The sequence below is a fragment of the Proteus sp. G2674 genome (assembly GCF_009915195.1).
Taxonomy (GTDB): Bacteria; Pseudomonadota; Gammaproteobacteria; order Enterobacterales; family Enterobacteriaceae; genus Proteus; species Proteus mirabilis.
Map to the genome: position 1 here is coordinate 41435 of NZ_JAABLS010000023.1, position 20216 is coordinate 61650.

Below are 20216 nucleotides of genomic sequence, written 5' to 3' on the forward strand. Positions count from 1 at the left end.
CGGATTGAGTTGTGTATTTGCAGGGATGTTATTACTTTAATTGTATATTGTTATTTGATATATAATTATTAACTGCAATAATCACTATATAAAAACTTTACCTAATAAGTGGTCTGATGACAGGCAAAAATAACAAATAATTTTAATTTAAATTAATGCTATAATAATCAAACTGTTATATTTAAGGAGTTTTATGCAATTAATTTAAAATTAAATCTTGCAAATAAAATATTAAAATAAAAGTATGTTGGTTATTATTTATTTTTAACGCTGTTAAATTTATAGCAAAATCAAAAAATAGCTAACTCCATCAACATTAAATATGTGACTTCGATCAATTATCGTAACCAAGTGTTATTATTATATTTTGATTTTAATAAAGCTAATGGATGCTAAATTTTATACATTTTGTGTGTTATCTCGAATAATCAAATTTTGATAGTGTATTATGTGATAAAAGTACTACATTAAATTCACACAACACACTATCATATTCTTATTATATTTTATAATTCATATGGTTAACTTTTGTTTTTCTCTTTTTTTATTTTATTTTAATTCGCTTTATATATATAAATGGACTATTTTTAAAGTAGATGAAATAAAATTAAAAATTGTTATTTAACTATTTTCTTACACACAGTAAATCACAAAAAATCGGGTTATTTATGGCAAAAGGAAGGTTAAATAATTTATATGAAAAATCAAAAAACGAATCGTTTTTTTGTTTACGGCATTATTATTGTTGCAATTATTGCAGCAGGTATTTTTTGGTGGAAAACACAAGCACCAGCACTCCCTGATGGGTTTGCTCAAAGTAATGGGAGAATTGAAGCTACTGAAATTGATATTTCAACCAAAACACCAGGAAGAATTGACACTATTTTGGTCAAAGAGGGGGATTTTGTTAAAGCGGGTGAAGTGTTGGCAACAATGGATACTCGTACCTTAAAAGAGCAACTTCATGAAGTTCAAGCCCAACTAGCGCAAGCCAAAAGTAGCGTTATGACGGCAGAGTCGGCACTTTCTCAACGTCAAAGTGAGCAAGTTGCAGCGCAGGCAGTTGTTCGTCAGCGTATTGCAGAGCTTGACGCATCAGTAAAACGCCTTAACCGCTCTCGAGCATTAGTTAAAACAAAAGCAATTTCTATTCAACAACTGGATGATGATATAGCAAGAACCGAAGGGGCTCGTGCTGCTGTTGAAGCTGCAAAAGCACAAGTGACTGCAACCATTGCGGCAATTGATTCGGCAAAGTCTGGAATTATTCAAGCAAAAACCAAAGTTGATGCAGCAACAGCTACCGAACGACGTATTATGGCTGAGTTGGATGATAGTATCTTAAAAGCTCCTCGTAATGGCCGTGTACAATATCGTGTTGCGGAACCCGGTGAAGTGCTAGGCGCTGGCGGTCGAGTGTTAAATATGGTCGACCTTAGTGATGTGTATATGACATTCTTTTTGCCAACTGAAGCCGCTGGCAAAGCAGCCTTAGGCAGTGATGTCCATATTATTTTGGACGCAGCCCCACATATTGTGATCCCTGCGAAAACGACTTATGTTGCCAGTGTTGCACAGTTTACCCCTAAAACAGTTGAAACTGACAATGAACGTTTGAAGCTAATGTTTCGTGTAAGGGCGAGGATCTCCCCTGAATTACTAGAGAAACACCTTGAATATGTCAAAACAGGTTTACCGGGACGTGCCTATATTCGCTTAGATAATAGCCAACCTTGGCCGACTGATTTAGAGGTGAAATTACCACAATGAGTCAACTAATGAGAACGCAAAGTCATTCTCATATCATTGAATTGACTCATGTATCCCAACATTATGGTGATACCAAAGCACTTGATGATGTGACATTGACTATTCCTGCCGGAAAAATGGTCGGCTTAATAGGCCCGGATGGTGTCGGAAAATCGAGTTTAATTTCTCTTATTTCAGGAGCCAGAGAAATTCAGCAAGGGCAAGTGATAGTACTTAATGGTGATATGAATGATGTTAATCACCGGCGAGCTGTTTGCCCCAAAATTGCCTATATGCCGCAAGGGTTAGGTAAAAATCTTTATCACACACTTTCTGTTTTTGAAAACGTCGATTTCTTTGGTCGCTTATTTGGTCAATCAAAACAAGAGCGAAAAGAGCGCATCAATGATTTACTTGAAAGTACGGGACTAGCGCCTTTTAAGGATAGACCTGCAGGTAAACTATCTGGTGGTATGAAGCAAAAGCTGGGGCTTTGCTGTGCATTAATTCATGATCCACAATTGCTGATCCTCGATGAACCCACCACAGGGGTTGACCCATTATCACGGGCGCAATTTTGGGAGTTAATTAATCGTATTCGTAAACGCCAAACCAATATGAGCGTATTGGTTGCGACGGCTTATATGGAAGAGGCTGAGCGTTTTGATTGGCTGGTTGCAATGGATGCAGGTAAGGTTTTAGCCACTGGTCATGCGGAAGAATTAAAGGCGCAAACGGCGACAGATGAATTAGAAGCTGCTTTTATTGAGCTTTTACCGGAAGAAAAACGTAAAAACCATCAAAAAGTGATTATTCCTCCACGGGATAAAAGTGATGACGATATTATCGCCATTGAGGCCAAAGAGTTAACAATGCGCTTTGGTCAGTTTGTTGCTGTTGATCATGTCAGTTTTCGTATTCCTAAAGGCGAAATTTTTGGTTTCCTAGGTTCGAATGGTTGTGGTAAATCCACCACCATGAAAATGCTTACAGGTTTACTTGAGGCAAGTGAAGGGCGCGCTTGGTTATTTGGGCAAGAAGTTGATCCAAAAGATATCGAAACTCGTAAACGTGTTGGTTATATGTCGCAAGCATTCTCACTGTATAGCGAATTAACGGTTCGACAAAATTTAGAGCTACATGCCAAACTCTTTCATATCCCTGAACAGGATATTCCTCAACGTATCAAGGAAATGAGTGAGCGTTTTAATTTGACCGATGTAGAAGATATGATGCCTGATGGTTTACCTTTAGGTATTCGACAACGCTTATCGTTAGCGGTGGCAGTGATCCACAAACCAGAAATGCTGATCCTTGATGAACCCACCTCTGGGGTTGACCCTATTGCTCGCGATATGTTCTGGAAGCTGATGGTTGATCTCTCAAGACGTGACGGTGTCACTATTTTTATCTCTACCCACTTTATGAATGAAGCGGCGCGCTGTGACAGAATGTCTCTGATGCATGCCGGAAAAGTGCTAGTGACAGATACCCCCGCTAATTTAGTGAAAAATAGTCAATTTGATACACTAGAAGAAGTATTTATTGATTATTTGAAAAAAGCATCCGGTGAAACAGAAACGCCCGATATTGAAGATAAACAGCTACAATTGCCTGCCTCTAGTGAAGAAAGTGCGGAAAAAGCGTTAAAACAACGATTTAGTTTACGCCGTTTATTTAGTTATAGCATTCGTGAGGGGATGGAGTTACGCCGAGACCCAGTACGCCTTACCTTAGCATTACTAGGCACGGTAATATTGATGTTTATTATGGGTTACGGCATCAGTATGGATGTTGAAAACCTACGCTTTGCCATTATGGATAGAGATCAAACAGGGTTAAGTCAGGCTTATAGTCAAAACCTATCAGGTTCTCGCTATTTTATTGAAAAAGCGCCGATTACCGATTATAACCAACTTGAGCGTCGTCTCCGCAGTGGTGATATTACTGTTGCGATTGAAATTCCGCCTAATTTTGCTCGAGATGTTGCTAAAGGACATAAAGTAAAAATAGGCGTTTGGATTGATGGCGCGATGCCAAATCGTGCAGAAACTGTCCGTGGGTATATTCAGGCAATGCATCTAACTTGGATGTTAGATATGGCCATGCGTCAACCTACCAATATGGTTGATCAATTTTCCCCCATTGATATCGAAACCCGTTATCGTTATAACCCTGATGTAAAAAGTTTACCCGCTATAGTACCTGCGGTTATTCCGTTGTTGTTGATGATGATCCCCGCGATGTTAAGCGCCTTGAGTGTGGTACGTGAAAAAGAGCTAGGCTCTATTATTAATTTATACGTTACTCCGGTCACTAAAGCCGAGTTTTTATTAGGCAAACAGATCCCCTATATTTTATTGGGAATGTTTAACTTTTTTATGCTCTGTGCGCTTTCGGTATTTGTTTTTGGTGTCAGTTTTAAAGGAAGCATGTTAACACTCTCATTAGGGGCGTTGCTTTATATCACTATTGCTACGGGAATGGGATTACTGATTTCTTGTTTTATGAAAAGTCAGATTGCGGCTATTTTTGGTACTTCAATTATTACCTTAATTCCTGCTACACAATTCTCCGGCATGATTGACCCAGTATCATCCTTAGAAGGTATTGGTAAATGGATAGGGCATATTTATCCGACTTCTCACTTTCTTACTATCACTCGAGGAACGTTTTCAAAAGGACTTAACTTATTTGATTTGCCTTGGTCTTTTATTCCGTTACTTATCACGATCCCCATTGTGATTGGGCTGAGTGTCTTTTTCTTGAAAAAGCAGGAGGCTTAAATGTGGCATACCGTACAAAATATTTTTAATTTAGGAATAAAAGAGTTACGAAGTTTATCCCGTGATAAGGCGATGCTGGCATTAATTGTGTTTGCCTTTACCGTATCAATATACTCATCGGCTACTGTAACACCGGGCTCATTACACCATGCGCCGATAGCGGTGGCTGATCAGGATAAATCTCAACTTTCGGCCCGTATTGTCAATAGCTTTTATATGCCTTACTTTTTACCCCCTGCAGATATTACACCCGAGCAGATTGATGGTTTATTAGATAGAGGAACTTATACTTTTGCGTTAGATATTCCGCCTAATTTTCAACGCGATCTACTCGCAGGACGTAAGCCAGAAATTCAAGTCAATATTGATGCAACACGGATGAGCCAAGCTTTCTTAGGAAATAGCTATATTCAAAATATCGTTATGGGAGAAGCGAAAACTTTTCTTGCTAAAGAGCGCACTAACGATCCACTGCCTGTGGATTTAGAAGTTAGAATGAGCTTTAACCCAAACTTAACACAATCTTGGTTTGGCTCTGTTATGGCGATAATCAATAACATTACCATGCTATCTATTGTATTAACCGGGGCGGCACTAATACGAGAGCGAGAGCATGGCACTATTGAGCATTTATTAGTTATGCCTGTCACACCATTTGAGATCATGCTGTCTAAAATATGGTCAATGGGATTGGTTGTATTGTTAGCGTCGGCCATGTCTTTAGTGCTAGTGGTTAAATCACTGCTACATGTGCCGATCGAAGGCTCTGTTTTGTTATTTATGTGTGGGGTGGCGTTAAGTTTATTTGCAACGACATCCATTGGTATTTTCTTAGGCACTATGGCGCGCTCAATGCCACAATTTGGTTTATTGATGATTATGGTATTGTTGCCATTAAATATGTTGTCTGGGGGGATGACCTCAAGAGAGAGTATGCCTCAGTTTGTACAAGATGTGATGCAAACTATGCCAACCACACATTTTGTCAGCCTTGCACAAGCGATATTATATAGAGGCGCAGATTTCTCGATTGTTTGGCCTCAATTTATCGTTTTAATTATTATTGGCTCAGTCTTTTTTGCATTGGCACTGTTACGTTTTAGAAAAACGATATCTGCAATGGCTTAGTCGTTCTGATAAACCGAAAAAAGAGACTTAAGGCATAAAACGATAACCGATCCCCGTTTCAGTAATTAAGTGCACTGGACAGGTGGGATCGGTTTCTATTTTCTGACGTAGATGCCCCATATAAATTCGCAAATAATGGCTATGCTCTACAAAGTTAGGCCCCCAAACATGCTGCATTAAATGACGTTGAGTTAATACTTTTCCACTATTGTTGACAAGTTCACTGAGTAGACGAAATTCGGTCGGAGTAAAGTGAATGGGTACGCCTTGGCGAGTGACTATTCTTTTAACCCAATCAATAGTGATATCACCAAATGTAAATTGAGTCGTTTCTGTTTCTTGTTTGACAAAGCGACGTAATGAAGCACGAACCCGAGCTAGTAATTCACTCATACCGAAGGGTTTAGTTAAATAATCATCAGCTCCAGCGTCTAAAGCATCAACTTTATCTTGTTCAGAATCTCTGGCGGATAACACAATAATCGGCGTGCTACTCCATTGACGGAAATCTTGAATAAAGCAAAGCCCATCTTTATCAGGTAATCCCAGATCAAGAATGACTAAATCAGGTTTTCTTGATGCTGCTTCTATTAATCCTCGTTGACATTCTGAGGCGTCATAAACACGAAAACCTTCGTTCTCTAATGCAAGGCGAACGAATCGTAAGATCTCTTTTTCATCTTCAACAATCAATATGTTATATGGCGTCACTGTTTTATTTCAATCTCATCAATATTAGGTAGTGATTTTAAAGGTAAAACAAAGTGAAAACTGGCTCCACCTTTTTTATTATTTTCAGCCCAAATTTTACCTTCATGTAAGTGGATAATAGCACTGCAAATAGCAAGACCCAGCCCAACCCCCGGAATGGCGGACTCTTTTACTGCACGTGAAAATTTATTAAAAATAAGCTGCAATTGTTCAGTGGGAATACCTGCGCCTTCATCCCAAACTTCAACATGAATTTGATCCTCTTCAACCGTAGCTTTTATGCCTAATTTGGTCTGTGATGCGGTATATTTGACTGCATTTTCTAATAAATTAGTTAACACGCGCTCAATTAACAGACTATCGCAATAGAGTAATAAATCAGCTGGAATATCAATTTGTAATGGGTGTTTATCAAGTAAATAAGAGAGTGAACGTATTGCACTTCCAGCAATTTCTTGCAGTAAATTCCACTGCAAGTTGACTTGGATACCCCCTGATTGAATACGTGCCATATCCAGCAAATTGTTGACTAAGCGGGAGGTCGTCAAAATTTGTTGGCGGATCTGACTAACTTGTTCAGTATGAGCAGAGCCCTCAGCACTTAAGTCTAGAAGAAGAATTTCAGACTGGCCAAACAGGACGGTAAGTGGTGTTTTTAGATCATGAGAAAGGGCGGCTAAGAGCGCATTTCTTAATTGTTCTCGTTCTATATTAATACGAGATTGTTCGGCCATTTCCGCCTGCTGTAACCGTTCAAGAGCATTGGCAATTAAGCCATTAAATGTCTGTAAGAGTTGCTGTTGTTCAGGAATAAGTACTTGGCGTAGATTATTTGGCTCAATCGCTAAAATCGCTAATACTTGTTGAGATGCGCTAATAGGGTGCAACTGATAAGGGACACTAGGTAGGGTATCCGTTCCTGCACCTGCGATTTGATCTTTATCCCAACACCAACGGGCAATACCACTATCAATGGGAAGTTGTCCCATACCTTCAGCATTGTATGGCGTTAATTCACCATGATGATTAGGCATTAATAAACAAACTTTGGCATCAAAAGCACTTGATAAAAAATGATAACTAGTACGTACCACTTCTTCTAAAGTCAGTGCCCGACTCAGCTCTCGGGTCATTTCAAATAAATGACGAGTGCGTTGTTCTCTATAACGAGCAACCCGGGTTTGATAACGCATTCCCGCAGTTAAATTACCCACCACTAACCCAACAATGAGCATTACGGAAAAAGTCACTAAATACTGCATATCTAATACAGCCAGTGAAAAATGCGGTTGCACAAAGAACAAATCAAAGCTTATCACATTGATTAAAGCAGCAAAAATAGAAGGGCGACGACCAAAAAATAGCGCGATAAGAACAACGCCTAATAAATAAAGAGTAACTAAATTTGCCTTATCTAACGCTAACAAAAAAGTACGTGAAAAAAGCGTAATAGCTAGACATAAACCAATAGCTGTTAGATAGCCTTTAAGATTTTGGCGCCATTTATCATTTTGTGGCACAAATGTTTTTGTTTTATAACGCGGCTCTTCTTCATTTAAAGCGACACTGATAACATGCAAGTCAGGTGCATAACGCGCTAACCTTTCTGCGAAACGCATACGGACCCAACGTTTTAACCATTGCCACTTTTGATAGGGGCGTTGACCGATAATCACCTTGCCTAAATTATGCTCTCTGGCATAGCGGATCACCGCTTTTTCCGCTTGATTATCAGAAAGGATCGCCGTTCTTGCCCCTAGGTGTTGTGCTAACTTGAGGGAATGTAAAATAGCACGGCGTTTATGCTCACCTATCTGATGTAGCTTTGGTGTTTCAACATAAATAGCATGCCATTGGCAACCAAAAGCAGCAGCATAACGAGCAGCAGTACGCACTAATTTATCATTTCTTCCATGAGCACCAAGACAAACCATTAAACTATCAGTAGTATGCCAAACAGGCGTACCACCTTGACTATCACGGAATTCTTTTACTTGGGAATCAACGCGATCTGCCATCCGTCTTAGGGCAAGCTCTCGTAATGCAATCAAATTACCTTTACGAAAAAAATGCTCTATTGCACGCTCTGCTTGTCCTGCCAGATAAACTTTGCCTTCATTTAAGCGCTGTTGTAGGTCGTCTGGTGGTAAGTCGACCATAACTACTTCATCGGCATTATCAAAGATATAATCAGGAATCGTCTCTTGAACGCGAATGCCAGTAATACTACCAACAATATCATTAAGACTTTCAATATGTTGTACATTAATGGTGGTTAAAACATCGATGCCCGCATCAAGTAACTCTTCAACATCTTGCCAACGTTTTGGATGGCGACATTTATGTGGATTACTAAAAGCCAATTCATCCATTAAGATCACCGCAGGATGTCTTGCTAAGGCCGCATCTAAATTAAAGGCAGAGAGCTTTCTACCACGATAATGTAATTTTAATGGCGGTAATAACGGTAATCCCTCAAGTTGTTGTGCCGTTTCTTGGCGCTGATGGGTTTCTACAACCCCAGCTAAGACATCAATACCTTGCTGATGTAAACGTTGAGCTTCTTGTAACATGGCGTAGGTTTTACCTACGCCGGCACAGGCACCAAAAAAGATCTTTAATCGTCCTCGATGAGGTGCTCGCGTTAATGCCAGCAAATCATCAGGAGAAGGGCGTTGCCACTGCGGAGCTTGTTCCATTTTATTACCCGCTCACTTTATTGTTTTTTTCTGCACTCAATCTATCAAGTGCCTGATTGAGTTTAAAGACATTCACCACAGGTTCACCTAAAAATGGTATTAATGGCGATGTCGTATTTTCTGTAATTAATTGTTTTATTTCATTTATTGTGAATTGACGTAATAACGCAATATGCGGTGCTTGGTAATAAGCGGCAGCCAATGAAATATGAGGATCAAGCCCACTGGCGGAAGCGGTCACTAAATCAACAGGAACGACTTGATGATTATCAACCCTTTTTTGCCATAAACGAACACCTGCAGCCACTTTCTCGCTTAAGAGTGGATTTGATGTAGCAAGTTGGCTAGCGCCGGAAGCCATACTATTGTAAGGCATTTCACTTGTCATTGAGGGGCGACCTTGAAAGTAGTCGGCTCGATTAAATGACTGTCCAATCAATTCAGAGCCAATCAGTTTATTGTCCTGATAAACCAGTGAACCATTTGCTTGCCAAGGGAAAAACAATTGAGCTAATCCGGTTATAAATAAAGGATAGGCTAATCCAGTGATAAGTGTCAGTAATACTAACATCACTAAAGATGAACGAAAAAGATGCATAGTATTCTCCTTAAAGCCCAATAATAGCTAAAATCATATCGATGAGTTTAATGCCTAAAAAAGGAACAATTAACCCACTTATTCCATATAAAGAGAGATTACGACGTAATAATGAATGAGCAGAAACAGGACGATAATGCACACCTTTCAACGCTAAAGGGATCAAAAAGACGATGATCAAAGCATTAAAAATAACGGCTGATAACATCGCGGATGCTGGGGAGTGTAATCCCATAATATTGAGCATATTCAATTGCGGATATGTCACCGCAAAAGCTGCGGGAATAATGGCAAAATATTTTGCGATATCATTGGCAATACTAAAGGTGGTTAGGGCGCCACGGGTCATAAGCATTTGTTTACCAATATGAACGACTTCAATTAATTTGGTGGGATTCGAGTCCAAATCAACCATATTGCCTGCTTCTTTAGCGGCTTGCGTTCCTGAATTCATTGCCACAGCAACATCGGCTTGCGCTAAAGCCGGCGCATCATTAGTACCATCTCCGGTCATAGCGACAAGTCGGCCTTCTGATTGATATTGACGGATCAACGCCAGTTTAGCCTCTGGAGTGGCTTGCGCAAGAAAATCATCTACACCGGACTCGGCAGCAATGGCCGCCGCAGTAAGATGATTATCACCGGTGATCATCACGGTTTTAATGCCCATTTGGCGAAGTTGAGCAAAGCGCTCTTTGATACCCCCTTTGACGATATCTTTAAGTTCAACCACACCAAGGATATTTTGATTTTCAACGACGACTAATGGCGTAGCACCAGCTCTTGCGACTTGCTCGACTATGGTGTTGACTTCATCGGGAAAATGGCTATGACTAACTTCGATATGACGACGAATAGCATCAACCGAGCCTTTACGTATAATACGCTCACCAATATTTACGCCACTCATTCTGGTCATTGCTGAGAATGGAACAAAAGAGGCTCCCATCGAAGTTAAATCTCGTTCACGTAAATTAAAGCGCTGTTTGGCTAATATAACGATGCTACGGCCCTCTGGTGTTTCATCTGCTAAAGAGCTTAATTGCGCCGCATCTGCCAATTGTTTTTCAGTTATTCCTGATAGAGGAATAAAACGAGAAGCTTGGCGATTACCTAAAGTAATTGTCCCTGTTTTATCGAGTAATAAAACATCAACGTCTCCTGCGGCTTCTACTGCACGTCCACTAGTCGCGATCACATTAGCGTCTAACATCCGGCTCATACCTGCCACACCAATAGAAGAGAGTAGTCCGCCGATGGTTGTAGGGATCAGACAAACTAATAATGCGATTAACGTTACAACAGAAATAACCTCACCATGCTCTTGGAATTGCACGGCAAACACACTAAAAGGATAGAGTGTGGTACAAGCGAATAAAAAGATCAGCGTTAGGGCCGTTAATAAAATAGTTAATGCAATTTCATTCGGCGTTTTTCTGCGTTTAGCACCTTCCACCATACCAATCATACGATCGAGGAAAGAGTTACCCGCTTCAGCACTACAACGGATAATCAACCAGTCAGATAACACACGAGTCCCTCCAGTAACAGAAGAAAAATCGCCACCTGACTCACGAATAACGGGAGCTGATTCACCGGTGATCGCACTTTCATCAACAGAAGCGCCACCTTCAATCACTTCACCATCACAAGGAATTACCTCGCCAGCATTGACCAAAACAATATCGCCTTTATGTAATAAAAGTGAATCAATGATTTCTTGGGGAGCGTGAAGATCAGCATGCTGTAAGCGCACCGCTTTAGATTGTTGTTTCGCACCTCGTAAGCTTGCCGCCTGTGCTTTACTACGACTTTCTGCTAAAGATTCAGCAAAATTGGCAAATAGTAGGGTTATCCATAACCAAAGCATGACTTGAAAAGTAAAATGATTATCTGGTGGTAGATACCCCAGTAAAACGGCAAACCAAATACCCGTAGTGAGTAGTGCACCAACATAAACAATAAACATCACCGGATTATGCCATTGCGCTTGAGGGGTGCATTTTTTGATAGCATCCAAGAAAGCTGACATCATTGTTTTTCTATTAAAAAGAGGTGTTTTTTTCATGATGAGTTTCCTTATTTAGCCCATAACAACTGTAAATGCTCAGCAATAGGGCCTAGTGCTAATGCCGGAACAAAGGTGAGCGCACCAATCATTATTACTGTGAGGAACAATAGAAAAATAAATAGCGGTGAAGTAGTGGACAATGTGGCTAAACTTTCGGCTTGGCGTTTTTTTATTGCCAAACTACCGGCGATAGCTAAGACAGGCAACATGACACCAAAACGTCCGACAAGCATAGTGATACCTAATAACAGATTATAAAAAACAGAATTAGCATTCAGTCCGGCGAAAGCACTGCCATTGTTATTAGCAGCTGAAGTAAAAGCGTATAAAACTTCACTAAAACCATGAGGACCAGGATTTAAAATCGCTTCGCGACCTACTTCGCTAAAGAGGGCAAGTGTTGTACCTAATAAGGTGATTGCTGGTGATATTAAAATAGCGACAGCAACCCATTTCATTTCTGCTACACCAATTTTTTTGCCGAGATATTCAGGTGCTCGACCCACCATTAATCCAGCGATAAAAACAGCTAACAAAACATACAAGATCATGCCATAAAAACCAGAACCAACACCGCCGAAGATGACTTCTCCAGTTTGCATTAACCACATAGGAACCATACCTCCTAATGCAGTTAATGAATCATGCATGGCATTTACTGCACCACAAGAAGCAGCTGTAGTGACGGCAACAAATAACGCACTGCCTATTAAACCAAAGCGACTCTCTTTACCTTCCATATTTAATGAACTATCCGCACCCATTAAAGTAAATTGTGGGTTGCCTCGCCATTCAGCCCAAACAATCACGCTAACCGCAACAATAAAAATCAATGTCATTACCCAAAGTAAGGTATAGCCTTGCCGTTGTGTGCCACTCAGTCGGCCAAAGGCGAAGCATAGCGCGGTAGGTAACAGGAATATGGCAAGTATTTGCAAAAAGTTACTGAAAAAGGTTGGGTTTTCATAAGGATGAGCAGAGTTTGCTGCAAAATAGCCTCCTCCATTGGTTCCTAACAGTTTAATTGCCTCTTGAGAAGCAACGGGGCCCATTGGTAACCATTGCTGATTTTCAAGTCCTTGGCTTAATAGCGCGGGATGGAAATTTTGGATCACGCCTTGGCTAACAAATAACAGTGACCAAATAATGGCTAAAGGTAGTAACAGATATAGGGTAATACGACCAATATCTACCCAAGCATTACCAATAGAATGGCAAGAAGATTGTGTTAATGCTCTGATCAATACAAAGGCAACAGCGATCCCCGTTGTTGCTGATAAGAAATTTTGTACTGTAAGCCCCATCATTTGGCTTAAATAGCTGACGGCTGTTTCACCGCTATAGGCCTGCCAATTGGTATTAGTGATAAAACTAATGGTGGTATTTAATGCTAAATCCCAACTCATATTAGGTGCAAACTGTGGATTTAAAGGTAAATAACCTTGATTAAGTAAAATTACCAATAATAAAAATGCTCCCATTGAGTTAAAAATTAACAGGGCGAACATATAGTGATACCAACTCATAGGCTGAATTGCTTTGCCAGCAGGTTTAAAACCACAGCTACGCCAAATAACCTGTTCTGTTTTTGTTACCCAACGAGGTAAATCACCTTCTATGAGACGAGCAAGATAATTGCCAATCACTTTTCCCATAATCAGTAAGACGGTGAGAAAAACGGCAATATAGATCAACGTTGTTGTTGCCATTTTTAAAATGCCTCTGCATGAAACAACACATAAATAAGATAAGCAGTGAGCACAATCACTAATGCCACAGCACCGAATATCAACATTTGAACTATCCTTTTGCGATTTAGATTGAGTAAAGCTACTGAAAGAGGTGTAAAGATGTTGATAAAAGCGCTATGGCGGATGTAAAAAAAGTATAAAAATGCTGACCAAACCTAAATCAAGGCTTAATGGTGGAATATTTTATTCCTCAATAGGTTGAAATAATGCCATCCCTTTGTTAGATGTAATAAATGGTCGAATAATCTGCTGATTAAGCAGGCTGAAAATACCCCTTCACGAGGAGAGATTGAATGAATGCTATCTATTTAAAGACCAAGTGGTTTTTCTACTTCTTAGGCCTATTAATGGTTTCATCTATCTTTATGGTAAAAGCAATGGCAAATTCTGATAAAGCAGATCTAGTGACACTGGCACAAGAGGGAAACTTGCCAGAATTAAAGCGCCAGATAGCGCAAGGAGAGAATATTGAACAACGAGATATCAAATTGCGTACACCGCTAATGGCGGCTACTCATGCGAATCAAATTGAGGTGGCAAAATACCTGATTGAACAAGGGGCTAACGTCAATGCCCGCGATGCTATCTATGATTCACCTTATCTTTATGCTGGAGCGAGAGGATTGCAGGAAATTTTAGCTTTAACCTTAGCCCATGGCGCAGATCTGAATAGCATCAACCGTTATGGTGGTACGGCATTGATTCCTGCGGCGGAGCGCGGCCATGTTGCCACAGTAAAAACCTTGATTGATGCCGGTGTAGATGTCAATCATGTTAATCGCCTTGGTTGGACTGCGTTAATTGAAGCCATTATTTTAGGTGATGGAAGTCAAAAATATGCAGATATCGTGACGTTGCTAATCGATGGTGGGGCGGATGTTAATTTGGCTGATGGATCTGGACGTACACCATTAACCTTAGCGAAAGATAAAGGCTATACCAATATCATCAATATTCTTCAACAAGCAGGGGCAAAATAATGTCAGATAAGCAATTTATACAGCAAGCCATTTCGCTTGCCACAGAGAATGTGAAAGTTGGTGGGCGTCCCTTTGGCGCGGTGATCGTGAAAAATGGTCAAGTGATTGCTCATGCTGTTAATCAAATTACAGCGACAAATGATCCAACTGCACATGCAGAATTATTAGCATTACGAGAAGCTGGAAAAGTGTTAGGACGAGCAAAATTGGATGATTGTGTGGTTTATGCCAGTGGTCAACCTTGTCCAATGTGTTTGGCGGCTATGCGTATGGCGGGGATCTCACAAATATTTTATGCTTACTCTAATGATGATGCCCAGCCTTATGGATTATCGACAGCCAATATTGCTAAGGCATTAAGAGTCGCTCCGGAGCAACAAGAAGGGTTGCAATTTGTGCAAATAAAACCTGAAGACGAAAAACAACCGGCACTTTATCAGCTTTGGTCTCAACAATCTTAACTAAAAATAACAGCCCAATTAGGGCTGTTCTTCTTTTGATCAAATCAGTCGATTAGCAAAATAGCTGTTTTTCAACAGGAGTAATCGAGAGTAGGGATTGCCAGTTTTTAAGCGTTAACGTTGCTAACATGGCAAGACCTTCATAATAAGGGAATGCCCCTTGTAATGACAATTTCTCTAGATAGCGATAAGACCAAGGTAATAAATGTTCAGCAAGTAGTTCAGTTAATTTTTCAGGGCGTGTTTCTGCAACCCATGCCACCATCATCACCATTAAACCAAAGTGATCTTCAGGTTCATTTTGAGTCAAGGCAATATCAATACCATTCTCCAGCATCCATTCACGTAAATCTAAGGTTGAATCACCAAATAAGACATTCTCATGATCAAGATACACCGATCCCCAAGGTGGTGCAGGTAGCGCATAAGGCCCAATAAATAAACGTTGATAGGCTTGTGCTAATGTTTCATCTTGATAGGTAGTTTGCGCCAATAATGAGGCAATGCGTTGTTTTTCTTCTTCAGAGCCATAAGGCCATTCAGCTAACCATTTGCCGCTTGAGAGTAACTCAACAATGTCACTTTTTTCAGTTGGTGGGTAATAGAAAGCAGCCCCAATAATACGGGCAGAGAGAGAAATATCTGTAATAACTTGTTGTTCCATAATATTTTTATTATCCGCTGAAATGTATATTATCTATAATAGGTTATTCCCTATATAAACATAATGACTAAGATTAAAAAAGGGTAACACAGTAAAAGAAAACCGCCATTACGGCGGTTTTTAAGGATAAATAGGTTGATTAACCTACAACAGCCATTCCTACTGTCATATGTAAGCCATAGAATACGCCACGACCAATAAATTCACCAACAAACACCAAAATAAAACCTAACACCATTAAAGAAACAGAAGGATTATTTTTGCGTAATAACGGTGCTATCCAACAAGCTAACCCTAATGTCAGTGCAATCAATTTAATGCCCATTAAAAAACCGTAATCAGGAACTAAATCAACCGCTTTTTGTACGGAGGTTTGAATTGAACCCAATTCAAAGCCTTGAGAGGTAGCCACAATAGCACTGATAATAATGGCGATGACACTTAATAGCGGTAATGCACTAATACAATTTAAGTTAAAACCGGCAATACGCATTAACAGTGCTGCTAAAATAGGGCCACCAATAAATGCGGTTAGTACGAAGTTAACTGTGGTATAGCCATTATACCAAGTAGGTACAGTATCAATTTGATAAACTCGCGAAATAGCCGTGATAAATAGCACCGCAAGTATCATGACAACCACTAGCCACAATTTACCTAATGCAGCAGGCATTTTATTTAACACACTAATTAGCCAATATAAGCCACCTAAAGCAAAGAATGTGGCACCACTGGCAATTTCATTACTTAACGATGAATGACCAAAACGGATAAAAGAGTTAAAGGCACGCATTGGGGTTCCCATGTGGATCATGGAGAGTAAAAAACCAATCCCCATTAATAACCACAAACCAAACATGCTGTAATGCACTTTGCGATTTAACGCTTCAGGCAGTTTGCCTGAAAGAATGGCGCAACCCATAATAATAAAGGCGCCAGCCACACTTTGACCAATAACGGTAAAGAACATCAGTGGCCATTCATGTAATCCCATGCCCATCTTAAACCTCCTCTGGGTTAGCCAGATGCCCGGTGGTGTCACCTACAGGTCGGCTATTGGCATTTAATTTAAGTACAATATTCGGTTTAGTGTATTTCGCAGATGAAAGAGGGGCTATTTCAGCAAGATCACCATATTTAGCGCGTAACTCTTCAATCGGTGCCATATCTAATGCACGCAATGGGCAAGATCCGACACAAATTGGCTTTTTACCTTCAGCAACACGCTCATAACAACCATCACATTTGGTCATGTGGCCTTTGACTTCATCAAACTGCGGTGCACCATAAGGACATGCCATATGGCAATAACGACAGCCTATACACACTTCTTCATTTACCACCACAAAACCATCTTCGCGTTTGTGCATGGCGCCACTTGGACAGACTTTTACGCAAGCCGGATCGTCACAGTGGTTACATGAAATAGATAAGTAGTAAGCAAAAACGTTTTGCGTATACACACCATCTTGCTCGGTCCAATCACCACCGGCATATTCATAAATACGGCGGAAATTGACCTCAGGGGATAAATTTTTAAAATCCTTGCACGCGAGTTCGCAGGTTTTGCAGCCGGTGCAACGACTTGAATCGATATAAAAACCATATTGCGTTGACATAACCAGACTCCTTACGCCTTGACGACTTCAACAAGATTACTGTGAGAAGGATTACCCTTAGCAAGTGGTGAAGGGCGTTGGGTCGTTAACACGTTAATGCAACCTGCATGATCAATACGGTTACTGTCTGGGTTATACCAAGCCCCTTCACTTAATCCGACAACACCCGGCAAAATACGTGGTGTCACTTTAGCGTTGATACGTACTTCACCGCGATCGTTATAAATACGGACTAAATCGCCGTGTTTGATACCACGTTTTGTAGCATCAACAGGGTTTATCCAAATTTCTTGTGGACAAGCCGCTTTTAATACATCCACGTTGCCATAAGTTGAGTGGGTACGAGCTTTATAGTGGAAACCCGTCATTTGTAATGGGTATTTATCCATAGCAGGGTCGCCATAGCTTTCAAAACCTGCGGAGTAGATTGGCAGTGGATCAATCACATCGTCTGCCGCTAATTCCCATGTCGCTTTAATTTCAGCTAATTGCGAAGAATAAATTTCAATTTTTCCTGACGGCGTTGTCAGTGGATTGTTGAGTGGATCAGCGCGGAATTCACGGTAAGCTACATGATGGCCTTGTGGATCACGTTTTTTAAAGATACCTTGTGCCCGGAATTCTTCAAAGGTAGGCAGTTCTGGTAAATTTTGACGCGATTGCTCATAAAGATGGCGTAGCCACTCTTCTTGGGTACGATTTTCGGTAAATTTCTCACCCACCCCCATACGTTTAGCAATTTCGCTGGTCATCTCATAGATATTGCGACTTTCAAAACGTGGCTTAATCGCTTGGTCAGCGAAAATCACGTAAGCCATATTCCCCGCAGAAGCATCCATACAGAAATCCATTTGCTCTGATGCCGTACAATCTGGCAGTAAGATATCTGCATATTTTGCCGATGCGGTCATATGATTATCGATAACCACAATCATTTCGCATTTTTTATCGTCTTGTAGGATTTCATGAGTACGGTTTATTTCTGAATGTTGGTTAACTAAGCAGTTCCCTGCATAGTTCCATACCATTTTAATAGGTACATCCAGTTTATCTTTACCTCGCACGCCATCACGTGTAGCGGTCATTTCAGGGCCACGTAAAATGGCATCTGTCCACATAAACATAGAAATACTGGTCGTGACAGGGTTAGTTAAGGTTGGCATACGGACAAAAGGAATGCTGTAAGAGCCTTCACGGGCACCAGTATTACCCCCGTTTATTCCCACATTACCTGTTAAGATAGCGAGCATTGCAATAGCGCGAGAGGCTAATTCGCCATTTGAACGGCGTTGTGGGCCCCAACCTTGAGTAATATAAGCCGGCTTAGCACCGGCGATTTCACGGGCTAATTTAACAATACGTGCCGCGGGAATACCGGTAATTTGTGCTGCCCATTCTGGGGTTTTGGGTTGACCATCTGCGCCATCACCTAAAATATAGGCTTTATAGTGGGCGTTTTTAGGTGCCCCTTCTGGCATCGTGGTTTCGTCGTAACCTACGCAGTATTTATCTAAGAAGGGTTTATCGACTAAATCTTCTTTGATCATGACATAAGCTAACGCATTAACTAAGGCTGCATCAGTACCTGGACGAATGGGGATCCACTCATCCTCACGACCTGCACCCGTATCAGTATAGCGAGGATCAATAATTATCATGCGAGCATCTGATTTTTCACGAGCTTGCTCAACATAATAAGTTACACCACCGCCACTCATACGTGTTTCACCGGGATTATTACCAAACATAACAACCAATTTAGTATTTTCGATGTCTGAAGGACTATTGCCGTCAGCCCATCCCCCGTAGGTGTAATTTAAGCCTGCCGCGATCTGCGCAGTACTATAATCGCCATAATGGTTGAGATAACCACCACAGCAATTCATTAAACGGGCAATAAGGGTTGCTCCTGGTGGCCAAGATTTTGTCATGGTGCCACCGAGGGTGCCTGTACCGTAATTTAGATAAATAGATTCATTGCCATAATCTTTTATCAGTCGTTTCATGGTGTCGGAAATAGTATCAAAGGCTTCATCCCAAGAGATACGTTCAAATTTACCTTCACCACGTTTACCTACGCGTTTCATGGGATAACGTAAGCGATCTGGATTATAAACACGCCGACGCATAGAGCGACCACGTAAGCAAGCTCGTACTTGATGGAACTCGTCATAAACGTCATTGCCGGTATTGTCTGTTTCAACGTACTTAATTTCGCCATCAACGACATGCATACGCAATGGACAACGACTACCGCAATTGACGGTACATGCACTCCAGACGACTTTTTCTTTATTGGTAGATGTCGGCGCTGTTTGCTCCGAAGCCATGGCTTGGCTAAAGGGGAGAGATAATCCACCTGCCGTTGCAACTAATCCACCAGCGGCTCCCACTTTGACAAAGCGTCGGCGAGATAGGGGGGTGGAAAGTAACGCCATCTCTTTGATGTTTTTCATACATTACTCACTTAATTATATTTTTAAGAAGAAAAATAAAGAGCTTATATAGAAATTATTGTTATCATTTTTGTTAATAAATAAGCACGCTAACGTAAGATAATAAAACCCAACTGTTAATGTGGATATTACTTACTTATAAAAAGTGGTAGTTGCTTTACATCAAAGAAACATGATTTATTACGAAGGTTATCAATTGTCGCTGTTTTCTTAACTCTATGTATTATTTAAAATTAATCAATTGATTAACTTTGATATATAATTTAATACATATCGATTGATAAGAAAAAATAAACTAAATAACTAAAATAGCCCAATAGCGTCCAATTTATGATGTGTAATATACAGAATCATTAACTCATTATTTTTATCAATGATTACATCTGTGTTTTTTTTATTATTGTTATTTAACAAGTGTCATTTGATATCGAGTAAACATTAAAAAATGTCGGGTAGCTTGAACTGCGTATCAATAATCTCTTATGTAATAAAACAAATAAGCCGTCAGTTAACATGATATTTACAAAATCAACTGGTTCTAAA

The 20216-nt window shown here is 40.3% G+C and carries 14 protein-coding genes; 5 read left to right on the forward strand and 9 right to left on the reverse strand.

Annotation, left to right across the window (positions count from 1 at the left end):
* Positions 1-696: 696 nt before the first annotated feature.
* From GWI58_RS10380 to GWI58_RS10390, 3 genes are read left to right on the forward strand one after another with little or no spacing between them, the layout of a single operon-like run.
* Positions 697-1770: an HlyD family secretion protein gene (locus GWI58_RS10380; RefSeq protein ID WP_020945631.1), complete on the forward strand. Its 1074-nt coding sequence runs from the start codon at positions 697-699 to the stop codon at positions 1768-1770.
* Positions 1767-4535, forward strand: coding sequence for a ribosome-associated ATPase/putative transporter RbbA (rbbA, locus tag GWI58_RS10385; RefSeq protein WP_094959175.1), 2769 nt, complete (start codon positions 1767-1769; stop codon positions 4533-4535). Before GWI58_RS10380 ends, rbbA begins: the two co-directional genes overlap by 4 nt.
* Positions 4536-5663, forward strand: a complete 1128-nt coding sequence (locus GWI58_RS10390) for an ABC transporter permease (protein WP_004242881.1) — start codon at positions 4536-4538, stop codon at positions 5661-5663.
* 27 nt (positions 5664-5690) lie between these two features.
* Here GWI58_RS10390 and kdpE read toward each other — a convergent pair whose 3' ends face one another.
* From kdpE to kdpA, 5 genes are read right to left on the reverse strand one after another with little or no spacing between them, the layout of a single operon-like run.
* Entirely contained in the window at positions 5691-6374 is a 684-nt protein-coding gene (gene kdpE, locus GWI58_RS10395) for a two-component system response regulator KdpE (protein WP_004242882.1), read from the reverse strand.
* A complete protein-coding gene (kdpD, locus tag GWI58_RS10400; protein WP_004251249.1) occupies positions 6371-9073 on the reverse strand; it encodes a two-component system sensor histidine kinase KdpD in 2703 nt (900 codons plus the stop codon). The genes kdpE and kdpD overlap by 4 nt, the downstream gene beginning before the upstream one ends.
* A gap of 4 nt (positions 9074-9077) precedes the next feature.
* A complete protein-coding gene (gene kdpC / locus GWI58_RS10405; RefSeq protein ID WP_094959177.1) occupies positions 9078-9671 on the reverse strand; it encodes a potassium-transporting ATPase subunit KdpC in 594 nt (197 codons plus the stop codon).
* Between the two features lie 10 nt (positions 9672-9681).
* Entirely contained in the window at positions 9682-11739 is a 2058-nt protein-coding gene (gene kdpB / locus GWI58_RS10410; protein WP_004242885.1) for a potassium-transporting ATPase subunit KdpB, read from the reverse strand.
* Positions 11740-11750: 11 nt separating this feature from the next.
* Positions 11751-13451, reverse strand: a complete 1701-nt coding sequence (gene kdpA, locus GWI58_RS10415; protein ID WP_094959178.1) for a potassium-transporting ATPase subunit KdpA — start codon at positions 13449-13451, stop codon at positions 11751-11753.
* A gap of 335 nt (positions 13452-13786) precedes the next feature.
* Between kdpA and GWI58_RS10420 the strand changes: the two genes are divergently transcribed.
* A complete protein-coding gene (locus tag GWI58_RS10420; protein ID WP_004242887.1) occupies positions 13787-14473 on the forward strand; it encodes an ankyrin repeat domain-containing protein in 687 nt (228 codons plus the stop codon).
* Positions 14473-14934 carry a nucleoside deaminase gene (locus GWI58_RS10425; protein ID WP_004242888.1) on the forward strand — a complete coding sequence of 154 codons (462 nt, stop codon included), beginning with the start codon at positions 14473-14475 and terminating at the stop codon, positions 14932-14934. The genes GWI58_RS10420 and GWI58_RS10425 overlap by 1 nt, the downstream gene beginning before the upstream one ends.
* A 52-nt stretch (positions 14935-14986) precedes the next feature.
* On the opposite strand, the gene dmsD is transcribed toward GWI58_RS10425, so the two are convergent.
* From dmsD to dmsA, 4 genes are all read right to left on the reverse strand, one after another.
* Positions 14987-15598: a Tat proofreading chaperone DmsD gene (gene dmsD / locus GWI58_RS10430; protein ID WP_161769158.1), complete on the reverse strand. Its 612-nt coding sequence runs from the start codon at positions 15596-15598 to the stop codon at positions 14987-14989.
* Between the two features lie 139 nt (positions 15599-15737).
* Complete coding sequence (locus tag GWI58_RS10435; protein ID WP_004242891.1) at positions 15738-16598, reverse strand: DmsC/YnfH family molybdoenzyme membrane anchor subunit; 861 nt, start codon at positions 16596-16598, stop codon at positions 15738-15740.
* A 1-nt stretch (position 16599) separates the two neighbouring features.
* A complete protein-coding gene (locus GWI58_RS10440) occupies positions 16600-17217 on the reverse strand; it encodes a DMSO/selenate family reductase complex B subunit (RefSeq protein WP_161769159.1) in 618 nt (205 codons plus the stop codon).
* Positions 17218-17228: 11 nt separating this feature from the next.
* Complete coding sequence (gene dmsA, locus GWI58_RS10445; RefSeq protein ID WP_004248044.1) at positions 17229-19673, reverse strand: dimethylsulfoxide reductase subunit A; 2445 nt, start codon at positions 19671-19673, stop codon at positions 17229-17231.
* Positions 19674-20216 lie beyond the last annotated feature (543 nt).